General features: G+C 54.9%; 8 protein-coding genes and 1 pseudogene. 2 read left to right on the forward strand and 7 right to left on the reverse strand.

Features of this window, described 5'->3' with window-relative positions; translation table 11 throughout:
- Window positions 1–133: 133 nt before the first annotated feature.
- The 7 genes and pseudogenes from C1721_RS11485 to C1721_RS11515 all read right to left on the reverse strand — a co-directional run bounded on the left by C1721_RS11485 (window position 134) and on the right by C1721_RS11515 (window position 12,699).
- Complete coding sequence (locus tag C1721_RS11485) at window positions 134–5,950, reverse strand: N-6 DNA methylase (RefSeq protein ID WP_004291462.1); 5,817 nt, start codon at window positions 5,948–5,950, stop codon at window positions 134–136.
- Complete coding sequence (locus tag C1721_RS11490; protein ID WP_004304266.1) at window positions 5,940–6,392, reverse strand: DUF1896 domain-containing protein; 453 nt, start codon at window positions 6,390–6,392, stop codon at window positions 5,940–5,942. The genes C1721_RS11485 and C1721_RS11490 overlap by 11 nt, the downstream gene beginning before the upstream one ends.
- A gap of 162 nt (window positions 6,393–6,554) precedes the next feature.
- The gene (locus C1721_RS11495) at window positions 6,555–8,642 is read right to left on the reverse strand and encodes a type IA DNA topoisomerase (protein WP_004291456.1); all 2,088 of its coding nucleotides are present in this window, start codon (window positions 8,640–8,642) and stop codon (window positions 6,555–6,557) included.
- A 179-nt stretch (window positions 8,643–8,821) separates the two neighbouring features.
- Window positions 8,822–10,267, reverse strand: a pseudogene (locus tag C1721_RS11500) (DNA topoisomerase); the annotation flags it as partial.
- A gap of 60 nt (window positions 10,268–10,327) precedes the next feature.
- Window positions 10,328–11,899, reverse strand: coding sequence for a DUF3945 domain-containing protein (locus tag C1721_RS11505; RefSeq protein ID WP_004291455.1), 1,572 nt, complete (start codon window positions 11,897–11,899; stop codon window positions 10,328–10,330).
- Window positions 11,900–11,919: 20 nt separating this feature from the next.
- Entirely contained in the window at window positions 11,920–12,270 is a 351-nt protein-coding gene (locus C1721_RS11510; RefSeq protein ID WP_004291454.1) for a helix-turn-helix domain-containing protein, read from the reverse strand.
- A 3-nt stretch (window positions 12,271–12,273) separates the two neighbouring features.
- Window positions 12,274–12,699, reverse strand: a complete 426-nt coding sequence (locus C1721_RS11515) for a helix-turn-helix domain-containing protein (protein ID WP_004291432.1) — start codon at window positions 12,697–12,699, stop codon at window positions 12,274–12,276.
- Between the two features lie 138 nt (window positions 12,700–12,837).
- On the opposite strand from C1721_RS11515, the gene C1721_RS11525 reads away from it, so the two are divergent.
- Window positions 12,838–13,137 (forward strand): helix-turn-helix domain-containing protein, encoded by a 300-nt coding sequence (locus tag C1721_RS11525; protein WP_004291426.1) that lies wholly within the window; start codon window positions 12,838–12,840, stop codon window positions 13,135–13,137.
- 31 nt (window positions 13,138–13,168) lie between these two features.
- Window positions 13,169–13,474, forward strand: a complete 306-nt coding sequence (locus C1721_RS11530; protein ID WP_004291424.1) for a helix-turn-helix domain-containing protein — start codon at window positions 13,169–13,171, stop codon at window positions 13,472–13,474.
- Window positions 13,475–13,480 lie beyond the last annotated feature (6 nt).

Consider the following 13,480-nt stretch of genomic DNA (forward strand, 5'->3'; position numbering starts at 1 on the left):
TAAATTTTAATAAGGGCTGCCCAAAAAGAAAAAAATGCAGTTGCCATCCTATAGATACTTGCAGAAAGGATAAAATTTACTTTTAGACCTTTTGGGATAGCCCTTATTAATACTTCAGATAAAATTCCTTAGGTTATATTTTCAATCCTTTGGACCGGGTTTCCTCCTTGGCATACAGTCCCGGACGCCCGATTATGACATGGTTGGCAACGATACTATCCGCCGGACTGCGTATCTGCGGCGGTGCATTTTCGGGATATTGCGCCTGCCTGTTCCTCACATCTTCCGCTTCCGGCTTGAGCTGTTGCCCTTCATTCTCCTTTTCTGCGACTTCGGGCGTGGGTGGCGCAAGCTCCAGCTGAATTTTTCGGTCAAGGGCGGCAAGTTCGGACTTCAACTGCTTCAGCTCGTCCTCCTTCTTCCACACCTTACCCGCTATCTCCTGTAACTGCGGTATCTCCATCTCCAGCACCTCGTTCTTCGCCTTGTACTGGTCGATGATGGAGGGTATCCTCTCCATCGCGTTGAGGAAGTTGCGGGCGGCGGCCAACGGGTCAGCCATCGCCAGATGCCCGTTGTTGTAGGTGTACTTGTAGTTCCCCTCGACCACGAAGCGGTTGTCGGTGAACTCCAATCCCTCTTTGAGTATCCTTTCGCTCACCACCTTTATCGGAAAACCGTAAAGTTCACCGACCTGCGTGTACAACCCTCCGGTCGTGGCATTCTTGGCTATCTCCTGCAAACGCTTTCCGATGACCTTCTCATCGGCGGAATCCACTCCGTCCACCTTTATTATATTAAGGCGGTTGCCCTCCTTGTCGGTCTGCACCACCGACAGGAAGCGGTTCCAGTCCTCCGTCATGGCATCTATGAAAGCCGTGTTGTTGCGCAACTCGCCGGTCTTTGACTCCAGCTTGAACTCCGAATCACGCTTGCCCTTGTTGAACGACTTGCGTTCCCCTTCGAGCGATGCGATCCGCTTTTCCAGTTTCGCCTTGTCCAACAGGTCGGTATTGCCGGAGAGCAACGCCATGTATTCCGAGAAATTCATGCCCGATTTTTCGTCCATTGCCCCCTCGTCGATGGTACGCGCACCCATCGCACCGCTTTTGAGCTGGCTTATGAAAGTCTGCTTGCAGTGCAGGAGGTTGAACTTGTAGCTGTCCAGTGACTTCTCCACCGCGTAGATGATTACATCCACGTTGTTCCCGGCGAAATGTTTGGCAATCTCATTACCTGCCCTAACTCCGCGTCCGTCACGCTGTTGCAAGTCGGACGGTCGCCACGGCGTATCGAGATGATGGATAGCCACACACCGTTTCTGGGCGTTCACACCCGTTCCGAGCATAGAGGTAGAGCCGAACAGCACACGCACCGTCCCGGCGTTCATGGCGTCTATCACCGCCTTCCGCGCCTTGTCGGTCTTGCACTCCTGAATGAAGCGCACCTCGCTTGGCGGTATACCGTAGTCCTCCGTCAGTTTGCGCTTGATTTCCGAATAGACGTTCCACCCGTCGCCCGGCTGGTATGTCCCCAAATCAGAGAAAACGAACTGCGTGCCTTTCTGGGCGTCGTATTTTTGATAATACTCCGCGATCATCTTGGCACAGTGACTCGCTTTGTTGTCGGGATGATCTTCGTAATTCGGGTCTATCATGCGCATGTCGAGTGCCATTTTCCGGGCATAGTCCGTGGCGATGAGCATCTTCGCCTTTTCTTCCGTTTCCGAAAGCGGCAGCCTGCCCAACAAGGTGGCATCGCCCGTCTTGGCGAACTGCATCAGTTTCTGTATGAAGTCCTCCTGTTCCGGCGTGGGCGGTATATGGTGCAGTATCTCGTTCTTGGCAGGACGGTCAACGCCCACATCCTCCGCCGTGCGGTAGTCCGTGATTTCATTATAGAAGGCGGCAAGCTCCGGCACTTTGATGAAGTAGCGGAAACGCTCCTTCTGGACCACATTGTTCGTCACGTTAAATTCAAAATCCGTCGTCTTCTTGGCAAATATCGCCGCCCAAGCGTCGAAACACCTTATGTCCTGCCGTTCCAGCTCCTTCGGGCGCAGGTACTTGAACAGCAGGTACAATTCAGTCAGTGAGTTGCTGATAGTCGTGCCGGAGAGGAAGGTCGCACCCAAGTCTTTTCCTGTGCGCTCCTGTATGGTGCGTATGGCAAAGAGCATGTTAAGTGCCTTCTGGCTTCCCTCGCTGTTTCCCAATCCCGCCACACGGTCGTGGCGCGTGTTGAAAGTCAGATTCTTGAACTGGTGGCTCTCATCTATGAAGATGTGGTCGATGCCCATCTGCTTGAAATCCACCACGTCGTCCGTGCGTGACTTTATGGCGTGTTCCACCTTCTCCAGCTTCGCTTCAAGGTTGTGCTTGCGCTTCTCCAATCCTTTCAGCATCGCCCGCGACACGTTCTTTCCCTGCTGCCGTAGCACTTCGAGGTTTTCCTCCACCGTGTCAAGCTCTGCTTGCAGGATGCGCTGCTGCAATTCCGGCGACTGCGGTATCTTGCCGAACTGGTCGTGCGACATGATGACGCAATCGTAGTCGTTGTTCTTTATATTATTGAAGAAGCGCACACGGTTGGCGGTCGAAAAGTCCTTCTCCGAAGCGTACAGAATACGTGCGTTGGGATATGCCGCCTGATAGGTGGCTGCAATCTCCGCAACGTTGGCTTTCAGCCCGATAATCATCGGCTTGTGTGCCAAATTCAGACGCTTCATCTCATGCGCGGCGATGCACATTATCAGCGTCTTACCGGTTCCCACCTCGTGGTCGCAAATTCCGCCGCCGTTCTGTTTCAACATCCAGACGCAATCCATCTGTGAGGGATAGACGCTCTTGATACCCCGGCTTGCCAGCCCTTTCAGGTTGAGGTCGGGAAAGGTCTGATGGGAGCCGTCGTAGCGCGGGCGCACGAAACAGTTGAACTTGCGGTTATACATCGTCACAAGCCGCTCCTTGAACTGCGGCGACTGCTCTTCGAGCCATTCGGAGAAGCCGTTTCGTATCTCGTCAATCTTGGCGTTGGCGAGTTGTATTCCCTCGCTGTCGCGCATCTTGATGTCGTTGCCATGCTCGTCCTTGCCGATGGACTTCATCATGTCAGGGCAGGTGTTGTGCAGGGCGTGTTTTAGGAGGTGCATACCGTCATAGTTCCGGTAATACCCCTTCACCAGAAACTCGTCCGTGATTTTCATGGTGCGGTAGCCGCACACCACCGAAAACTCGTCCATGCTTGCGGAATAGGCGATTTTCACCTCCGTGTCGAACAGCCGGCTCATGTAGGCGGCATAGACACCCGTCGGAATCCAGCGTTCCCCGAAATTGAAGTCCAGATCCTCGAAGGCGATGCGCTGCGGCTCGGCATCTTTCAGAGCCTCCAACGCCTGCTTCACCTCCGGCATACGCTCATTTTCGGGATTGTCACCCATCCATGCCTCTATGCGTTCCGCTTTCTCTATGACATTTCCGGCGATGAAACGGTCTTTGATTTCGTAACCGGTCACGAGCGGATTGTAGTAGATGCGCCCTTGCAGGGCAGTGAGCAAATCCTCCGCCGTGCTGTCGGTTATCTCCCGCATATAGTCGAGATTGACCGTACCATATTTGTTGAGCGACGCAGACAGGGCTTCTTCGGGAGAGCCTACGTTGGCATGGCTCTCCACCGCGAAGGAAACAGGATGCTCGAAGATGTCCGCCTTGACGAACTTTCCGTTTTCCATCCGTTCCAGCGAAAGGATGTCGCGCCCGCCCGCATCCATCATCACTAACTTCACGTTCTGCTTGGCGTTGAGGTTGCCGTAGCGCATGACAAACTCATCGTAACAGGTATTCAGATGCTCTCGCCACGGAACATTTGCCTCGCGCCGGAGCGATTCATAACGGTACAGACGCTCGTAGGCGTCACGCAGCGACACATACAACAACGCCTTTTCCTTCTGGTATCCTTTCAGGTCGAGCGGCTGGAATGTCGCCCCGTATGGCGTGATGTCTTTCAGGTAGCCGATGTTATGACGCCCCCGGTCAGCCACCAGCGACCCTTCGCGCAGGTGCATCTCCGGCGTGCGGTGGTAGGCACGCGGAGAAAGGTCCACGACTTCCTCCTTCGGCTTTTCCGCTTCGATGTCGGGGAAAAGGAAAGTCCCCACCGCTTCCGATGGGGTATCTGTAACGGCAGGTGCGGCGACTGCCTCCGGCTGTGTTTCCTCCTGTCGTGGCTGCTCACGGGAAGTTTCCGGCACGGCTTTCACTTCCGTCTTTTCCGCCACTTGTTTCTCGTTATGCTGCCTTGCCAGTTCCCGAAGTTCTTTCCTACGCTCCGGCGTCAAACCCATCATCATTTCATAGAAACCGTTGATGGGAGGATTGGTATCCCAGTCCAGTGTGGCATAGATGTCGTCCGGGTCGGCAGGCTTGGCGGTGTTCTCCGCTTTCACCTCCTTATTCTCCATTGCGGGTTTTGCAGTTGGAGCTGTCGGTGTAACCGTGACTTTCGGTTTGGGCGGAGTGGACTTTGCCGTAACTGCCTTTTTCACCGTCTTTTTCTTTTTGGAGGTTTTCGGTTGGCTGACCTCTTCCGTCATCCCCCAGAGGTCAAGCAGGGTGAGCTGCACGCCTGCGGAATATTGCGGGCGCGGTTCTATCTCCGGCTTTTCATCTGCGGGTTGCGGCTTTTCTGTCGGAGTTTCCACCGTCTGCGCCGAGGATACTGTTTCCAATTTTATGGCAGGACGCTCTACTTTATTTTGAACGGCAACTTTTTCTTCCGTTCCTGCCTGCCGGATTGAACCCGAATACAAGCGCATGGCAAGCCTGTAATGGAAATCCTCGTCGAGCATACGGCGCAAATCCCCGGCGATGCCTGCTGCCTTGCCCTCGTGCAGATAAACCATAGCGGGCTTCCCGTAGGGGTCTGTGTCAAGTTTCGCCATCGTATGCACGATGCGTTCCGGGTGGTGGATGAAATAGGCGTTGTCGGTCAGGGCGGTTTTCGTGTCCGTCTGTATCACGGTCATCAGCCGCTCGTCCTGCGACATTTCCTTCTTGCTGAGGTTCTTTTGCAGGACAATCAGGTCACTGCCCACCTCCGTGCCCGCGTTGTCCGTGAACAGGTTGTTGGGCAGGCGTATCGCGGATACCAGATTGGCCTGACTGAACAGCTCGTTACGCACGGAGGTCTTGGTGCTATTCAATACCCCTTGCGAGGTGATGAACGCCACGATACCGCCGTCACGCACGGCATCCAGTCCTTTGAGAAAGAAATAGTTGTGGATGGTTTTCTGGGCGGAGCGTCTGCCGAAAGAGTCGCTCCGCTGAAACTCCGCGTCGAACACGGCAATGTCACCGAACGGAATGTTGGACACCGCCAAGTCGAAATAATTGTTGAACGGTCTTTCGATTTTCTCAAAACCGCAGGTGCGCATTTTCTGGTCGGGATAGAGATGCCTCAAGATTGTACCCGTGAGCAGATCCTTCTCGAAAGCCATCACATCCGCATTGGGGCTGTGCCGCAGCATGGAATCCACGAACACGCCGACACCTGCCGACGGTTCGAGCATACGGGCGGGGCGGACGCTGTAATCTGCCAGCACGTCCGCGATGGTGTCGGTTATCTCTTTGGGGGTGTAGAAAGCGGTCAGCACGGACGCTTTCAGCGAATCCACAAACCGCTTGTACTCTGTTTCGTCCTTGCTGTTCTCACGGATAAGCCTGTGCAGCTCCACCGTCGGGGCGAACAGTTCGAGGTCGGATTTCGCCCACCGGACGGCATCCGTCAGTTCCTTTGCAGGGTTGAGGATACATTTCAGACCGCCGAAACCGCAGTACCTTTGAAGTATGGCACGCTCTTCGGTTGTCGCTGTCCTATTTTCCCTGTCAAGGATGAATGCCGTCCGTATCGCCTCGATGTTGTCCCGCAGTTTCTGTTTGCGGTTAAACGCCATATTCGTCTAAGTAAAGGACGGTTGCTCCCGTCAGCTCCGTGTAGAGCAGGTCGTAATCGGAAGACAGGGCGAAATTGTCATCCGAGAGGTCATAGACGGAGAACACGTTGCCGACAAGCGGCAGCAGTTTCAGGACAAAGGCTTCACGCTTCTCTTCCGGCACTTCATCGGCAAACTCGTTTTCCACGACTTCGCGGAGGATGGCGTAACGGGAATAATGCAGCCCGCGCAGCAGCGTGTCCATCGCCAGTTCCTGCGCACCATCGGCGGGATAGCCTTCAAGCCGTGCCCTCTCATACGTTTCGGCGGCACGGTCGGCCCGTTCCCGTATGAAAGCGGTGTCGTCAGCCTGTTCAAACTTGTTCGTGCGGAGATAGTCCAGCAGGTACAGACCGTAATAGGAAAAGTCGGTCTGACCCTCGTTTTTCTTCTTGTTGTTCATTACTTTGGATTTAGCGGATTGATAATTAACGGGATAATCGGTTGGAAAAAGGAAGAAAAAGGCACTCGGTATCCCTCCGAGTGCCACCACTAAATCCAAAGTATGAGTGTAATCCGGTATCGAAGAACAATTCATTACTCTGAACAAGTGGCAAAGTTAATACTATTTCTTCCGTCCTGAAAATTTCTTGTCCTTTTTAGCCTCCGGGAACACAAAAGTCGTGTTATATTCCCCGTCAAAGGCGACAACAGCATCGAAACTCTTGCCCTGTTTGCTCTTGAACCCTTTGAGCAGCTTGGTATGCCCTTCGGTGAGCAGGTCTTTGATTTCATCGTCGGACAGGGTGCGTCCCGCTTTCAGCCGGAACACGGGCAGTCCGCACTCCGTGTTGTCGCAGCGTACCACCTTGCCGTAGAACCGCATCCTGCCCGTGCCACACTTGGGACACGCGCAGCCGGAGTCACGGCTGCCGAAGAGCTTGTCGCACGAGATCAGTTCGGAGGTTATCTCACGTGTGTACGCCTCTATCTCCTTGCGGAAGGTGTCGTCGGACAGTTCCCCGCGCTCGATACGCGCCAGCTCCTTTTCCCATTCGCCCGTCATGGCAACATCGGCGATGCGCATCGTCTTGACGACGGAATTGAGGGCAAGTCCTTTTTCGGTGGGAACAAGCGACTTCTTGCAGCGTTCCATGTAACCGCGCTTGAAAAGCGTTTCGATGATGGAGGCGCGTGTGGCGGGAGTACCGATGCCACAGTCCTTCATCGCCTGCCGCAGTGCGTCGTCCTCAATTTCCTTGCCCGCCGTTTCCATTGCCGAGAGCAGGGTGGCTTCGGTATGCAGCGGCTTGGGTTTGGTCTTTCCTTCGGTAATGGACGAGCCTTTCGGTGTCAGCGTGTCGCCTTCCTGCCAGCCGGGGATGGTAATTTCCTCTTTTTCCTCGCCATAGACGGCACGCCATCCGGTTTGCTTCACGACGCTGCCTTTTACGGTAAACTCCACTCCGGCACATTCCGCCGTGACAGTGGTCACATCCTTGACGCATTTCTCAGAGAATGCCTCGACCATGCGCCCGGCAATCATCTGATAGATGGTATTGTCCTCTTTGGAGAGGAAGAGCGGTTTCTCACCCGTGACGAGCAGGGCATGGTGGTCTGTCACCTTGCCGTCGTCCACGCTGCGGCGTGTCGGGGCGGCTTTTGCCCGCACCTTGTCTTTCCATTCGGGCTGTGTGCCGATGAAAGCGAGCAGTTTGGGAATTTCGGCAAACACGTCTTCGGGGATGTAGCGGCTTCCCGTTCTCGGATAGGTTATCAACTTCTTTTCGTAGAGTTTCTGCGCGATTTCAAGCGTCTGTTCCGCCGTGAAGCCGTGCTTGGCGTTGGCTTCTTTCTGGAGCGTGGTCAGGTCGTAGAGCAAGGGAGTTTCCTCCGTCTTCTCCTTGCGCTCGGCTTTCGTGACAGTGGCGCAACCTGCCGCCTTTACCTTATTATATAGTTCCATCGCCGGTTCTTTCTCTTTCCATTTCTCGGAGGATGAGAATTTCACGACTTCGCCGTCGCAACCGTCCGTTGCGATATGGAGCTGCCAGAATGCTTCGGACGTAAAGCGGCGGTTCTCCCAGTAGCGTTCACATACCATAGCCAACGTTGGTGTCTGCACCCGCCCCACGGAATACGTGCCGTGTCCGGCGGCGATGGATAACGCCTGTGTGCCGTTGATGCCCACGAGCCAGTCGGATTCGCTCCGCGCTTTGGCGGCGAGGTAGAGGTTGTCGTATTTGCTGCCGTCTTCGAGTTTCCGCAGTCCCTCGCGGATAGCTTTGTCGGTGAGAGAGCTGATCCACAGGCGCACGAAAGGAGTGGTGCAACCCGTATAGTGGTAGAGGTAGCGGAAGATAAGCTCTCCCTCGCGTCCGGCATCGGTCGCCACGATGATATGTTCGCTTGTGTCGAACAGTCTTTTGATGACTTTTATCTGCGACACCACGCCGCTGTCGGGCTTGTAACCTTTCTCCGTCCTGACCTGACGGGGGACGAGCGTGAATGTGTCGGGAATAATCGGGAGGTTGTCACGGACAAATCCGCGCACGCCGTAGCCGTCGGGCATGGCAAGCTGAACGAGGTGTCCGAATGCCCATGTCACGGCATAACCGCCTCCCTCGAAATATCCTTCCTCTCTCTTTGTCGCGCCCACGATGCGGGCGATTTCACGTGCCACGGAGGGCTTTTCTGCAATGATTGTCTTCATGTCTTCTTCTTTTTTGTTGATACTTTGGATTTTATTTTGGATTCAGTGGCGGACACGGGATTACATTTTCATGCCCTTGCCCGTTTTCTTCTGCGGCTTCTCCTGCTGCTGTTGCTGGCGGGCGTCCTTCGGGTTGGTCTGACCTTTCTGCAACGGCTCTCTCAGATTCTTTGTAGCCTCGTTGGNATTGCCGAGAGCAGGGTGGCTTCGGTATGCAGCGGCTTGGGTTTGGTCTTTCCTTCGGTAATGGACGAGCCTTTCGGTGTCAGCGTGTCGCCTTCCTGCCAGCCGGGGATGGTAATTTCCTCTTTTTCCTCGCCATAGACGGCACGCCATCCGGTTTGCTTCACGACGCTGCCTTTTACGGTAAACTCCACTCCGGCACATTCCGCCGTGACAGTGGTCACATCCTTGACGCATTTCTCAGAGAATGCCTCGACCATGCGCCCGGCAATCATCTGATAGATGGTATTGTCCTCTTTGGAGAGGAAGAGCGGTTTCTCACCCGTGACGAGCAGGGCATGGTGGTCTGTCACCTTGCCGTCGTCCACGCTGCGGCGTGTCGGGGCGGCTTTTGCCCGCACCTTGTCTTTCCATTCGGGCTGTGTGCCGATGAAAGCGAGCAGTTTGGGAATTTCGGCAAACACGTCTTCGGGGATGTAGCGGCTTCCCGTTCTCGGATAGGTTATCAACTTCTTTTCGTAGAGTTTCTGCGCGATTTCAAGCGTCTGTTCCGCCGTGAAGCCGTGCTTGGCGTTGGCTTCTTTCTGGAGCGTGGTCAGGTCGTAGAGCAAGGGAGTTTCCTCCGTCTTCTCCTTGCGCTCGGCTTTCGTGACAGTGGCGCAACCTGCCGCCTTTACCTTATTATATAGTTCCATCGCCGGTTCTTTCTCTTTCCATTTCTCGGAGGATGAGAATTTCACGACTTCGCCGTCGCAACCGTCCGTTGCGATATGGAGCTGCCAGAATGCTTCGGACGTAAAGCGGCGGTTCTCCCAGTAGCGTTCACATACCATAGCCAACGTTGGTGTCTGCACCCGCCCCACGGAATACGTGCCGTGTCCGGCGGCGATGGATAACGCCTGTGTGCCGTTGATGCCCACGAGCCAGTCGGATTCGCTCCGCGCTTTGGCGGCGAGGTAGAGGTTGTCGTATTTGCTGCCGTCTTCGAGTTTCCGCAGTCCCTCGCGGATAGCTTTGTCGGTGAGAGAGCTGATCCACAGGCGCACGAAAGGAGTGGTGCAACCCGTATAGTGGTAGAGGTAGCGGAAGATAAGCTCTCCCTCGCGTCCGGCATCGGTCGCCACGATGATATGTTCGCTTGTGTCGAACAGTCTTTTGATGACTTTTATCTGCGACACCACGCCGCTGTCGGGCTTGTAACCTTTCTCCGTCCTGACCTGACGGGGGACGAGCGTGAATGTGTCGGGAATAATCGGGAGGTTGTCACGGACAAATCCGCGCACGCCGTAGCCGTCGGGCATGGCAAGCTGAACGAGGTGTCCGAATGCCCATGTCACGGCATAACCGCCTCCCTCGAAATATCCTTCCTCTCTCTTTGTCGCGCCCACGATGCGGGCGATTTCACGTGCCACGGAGGGCTTTTCTGCAATGATTGTCTTCATGTCTTCTTCTTTTTTGTTGATACTTTGGATTTTATTTTGGATTCAGTGGCGGACACGGGATTACATTTTCATGCCCTTGCCCGTTTTCTTCTGCGGCTTCTCCTGCTGCTGTTGCTGGCGGGCGTCCTTCGGGTTGGTCTGACCTTTCTGCAACGGCTCTCTCAGATTCTTTGTAGCCTCGTTGGTCTTGCCATCGTTGTTCACCGCCACCTGCGTGCGGCTCTCGTTGGACGGAGCAACCTGCTGTGCATTGTCAGGGTTCGTGTCGTAGCGGTACGGGCGTCCCTTCTCCGGGTTGAACTTGATATACATCGTGGCATGGAAGCCCTGCTTGTCGGTCACGTTCTCCAGCTTCACGGCTTTACCCGCCACATAGTCGGCTTTCTGCTGGTCGGTGAAGCTCACGCCGCTCCATTTGCTGATGGGGCGGATGCTGCCGTCCTCGTTCGTCCACGTGTTGCGGCGTTGCTCCTTCTTGGTCTGTGCGGCATTTTCCCCGCCCTGCGCCTGACTTTTCGATGTGTCGCCTTTGGTTTCCTGTGTCTGTGCGGTACGGGGCGACTTGCCGGTTCCCGGCACGAACTCCACGCCGCGCTGCTCCACGTTCACTTGCAGGGTGGTGACGAACTTTCTGCCGTCGTTGCGCTCGATGAGCTTGTCGCGTACGGGCAGTCCGGCGCGGAGCATGTCCCGCTCCTGCGTGGTGATTTCCGTCTTGCCGATGCGCTCCGGGATGCGCACCCTGCTTGCCGGAATGTCCGTGATTTCATTCGTCTTGCGGTCGATGCTGATGTAGGAGGGGATGATCTCGCCCGTTTCCCTGTCCACAATGTCCACGACCCTACCGAGATTGCCCGTTTCGCGGAGGTTCTTCCGGTCATTGTCGGAGAATTTGTGTTCCTTGTACTCATCCAGCTTCTGCTCCTTGCGGATGAAGTGCGGCACGAGGCTGATGTTTCCCTCACCGTCCTTCTTGAAGGAGAGGCGGGCGTCCAGCTCGAATGATTCGCCGCCGAAGGTCGGTTTGACCTTTACCAAGTCGGACTTGCCATAGTTGAGCATCTTCGTAAGGTCGCCGGACTTTTCAAGGTTGTCCCGCTTTACGCCCCATCTGTCCTCCAGCTCCTGCCAGTTGATTTTACTCTCGTCGATGGGCTGGTAGCCACGTTTGCCCTGCATCTGTTCGGATTTGTCCTGTTGCTGTTCTTTCCGTTGTTCCATGTTCTCCTGTTTTTGAGGTTCTTGTTTCTCTGTCTGTTGTGCTGCCATCTCTTCCTGCACCTTCTTCTCATAGTCGGAGGTGTCCACCTTGTGAGGGGCGAGCAGCTCCTTGTTCGCTTCGGGGTCTTTCAGCAGTTGCTTCATCACCTCTAAGAGATTTTCAGCTTGGTCTGCCGCAATGCGGTAGAAACCGAAGCGGCTGGGTTCCTTGCACTGCCGGAAGAAGTTCTTGAAGAAGTTGTCCAGCACGTCGCCATGTCGGTCGAATTGCAGGAAACTCTGCGCGTTCTCCGCTTTTGCGGGGGTGCGCTTGGGTGTGCCGTCCGCGTTCAGCCCGGCTACCACGCTGATCTCGCCTGTCTTCTCGTCACGGACTACCAGCACGTCCTTTTCGTCTTTTTTCTTTGCCATCTGAAAAATGTTTTAATGGGTTATTTATGAAAGAAATTATGGATACGAGCCTTGTAGAAGGCTATATCTTCCTTTTTGAAGTCCTTGATATGGTTGGAAAGGAATGTCAGCACGTCCTCCTCGCTGTAATAGGTCTTCTTGCCCAGCGTCTTGTAGGGCAATGCGCCTACGCTGCGGTAGCGTTGGAGGGTGCGTTTGCTTATCTGGAGCAACATGCACAAATCCTGATTGTCGAAAAGGCGGATGCTTTCCGTGATAGTGGGCTGTTTCCCCTCAGCCTTCATCGCCAGCAGCAGTTCGTCCTGACGGTCGAGCCGTTCCATCAGCTTCTGCATCCAGCCCTCGAAGTTGTTTCGTGTGAGCAGTTCCATGACCTATGTCCTCCTTCCTTTTGGTTTGCCGCCCGTGCGCAGCGTGTGGTTGTGGAACAGGGTGTCTATTGTCCCTTCCTCGTTCCTTACTGTGTTGTCCTCCAATAGCCGCAGTATCTCGGAAAGGCGGTAGCGGCAGCTTCCGCGTACCACCACATACTCGATACGGTGGTCGGTGCGCATACGCTGCATGGTGCGCTTGCTCACGTTGAGCATCTTCGCCGCCTGTGCCGTGTCAAGCAGCTTGTCTTCGGTTTCCCGCTTCCGTTTCTTCTCGTCCCTTGCCTCGCGGATGTACCCTGCGATGTTCGCAATCTGCGCCATCATCTCCTTGTAGGCGGAACTTTCCATTGTTATCACTTTCATGTTCAGTCCTTTCTTTTTGTTTCTGCGACAAAATTCGGCAATAAACAAAAGGGGCTTTAACAACTCACTACGTGACTCACGTAAGATTTTTGCGGAAGATGGCTCCGTAACCCGGTCAAACGGCGCAACAGGCAGCCTTTCAGCGGAAAACGATACGTCTTGTATGCCGTTTCGTTACCTTTGCGGCAAACTCTAAATGACATGAATATGGAAATAGTATCTATCGAGAAAAAGACTTTCGAGATGATGGTGGCGGCATTCGGCGCACTCTCGGAGAAGGTCGCCGCCCTGAGGCGCAAAAGCGACACGGGGCGCATGGAAAGATGGCTCACGGGCGAGGAGGTCTGCGGGCAGTTGAGAATAAGCCCGCGCACGTTGCAGACGCTGCGTGACAGGCGGCTTATCGGCTACTCGCAGATAAACCGCAGGTTCTATTACAAGCCAGAGGAGGTGAAGCGGCTGATACCGCTTGTCGGCACGCTCTATCCGCACGGCAGATGATTTGATTTATTCACCCACTGAATCCGAAGTTATGATGAACGAGAACAACGATGTTTTTACGATGGAAGACGAGCCGATAGCCTCTGTGGTGCAGGATATGCGCAAAGGCTCGAAATGGCTGTCCGCATTTCTGGAAAGCTACCGTCCTCCGCTGGACGGGGAACGTTACCTGACGGACGGCGAGGTGTCGGAACTGCTCCGTGTGAGCCGGCGCACCTTGCAGGAATACCGCAACAACCGCGTGTTGCCCTTCATACTTTTGGGAGGGAAGGTGCTTTACCCGGAAACGGGGCTGCGCGGGGTACTGGAAGCGAACTACCGCAAGCCGCTGGAGTGAGGCGGT

Origin of the sequence: Parabacteroides bouchesdurhonensis (assembly GCF_900186615.1) — a bacterium.
Taxonomy (GTDB): Bacteria; Bacteroidota; Bacteroidia; order Bacteroidales; family Tannerellaceae; genus Parabacteroides; species Parabacteroides bouchesdurhonensis.

Excerpts from the sequence above, each read along its gene's own strand:
- C1721_RS11485 (WP_004291462.1), bottom strand. The coding sequence starts at position 5,950 with ATGGCGTTTAACCGCAAACAGAAACTGCGGGACAACATCGAGGCGATA.
- C1721_RS11490 (WP_004304266.1), bottom strand. The coding sequence starts at position 6,392 with ATGAACAACAAGAAGAAAAACGAGGGTCAGACCGACTTTTCCTATTAC.
- C1721_RS11495 (WP_004291456.1), bottom strand. The coding sequence starts at position 8,642 with ATGAAGACAATCATTGCAGAAAAGCCCTCCGTGGCACGTGAAATCGCC.
- C1721_RS11505 (WP_004291455.1), bottom strand. The coding sequence starts at position 11,899 with ATGGCAAAGAAAAAAGACGAAAAGGACGTGCTGGTAGTCCGTGACGAG.
- C1721_RS11510 (WP_004291454.1), bottom strand. The coding sequence starts at position 12,270 with ATGGAACTGCTCACACGAAACAACTTCGAGGGCTGGATGCAGAAGCTG.
- C1721_RS11525 (WP_004291426.1), top strand. The coding sequence starts at position 12,838 with ATGAATATGGAAATAGTATCTATCGAGAAAAAGACTTTCGAGATGATG.
- C1721_RS11530 (WP_004291424.1), top strand. The coding sequence starts at position 13,169 with ATGATGAACGAGAACAACGATGTTTTTACGATGGAAGACGAGCCGATA.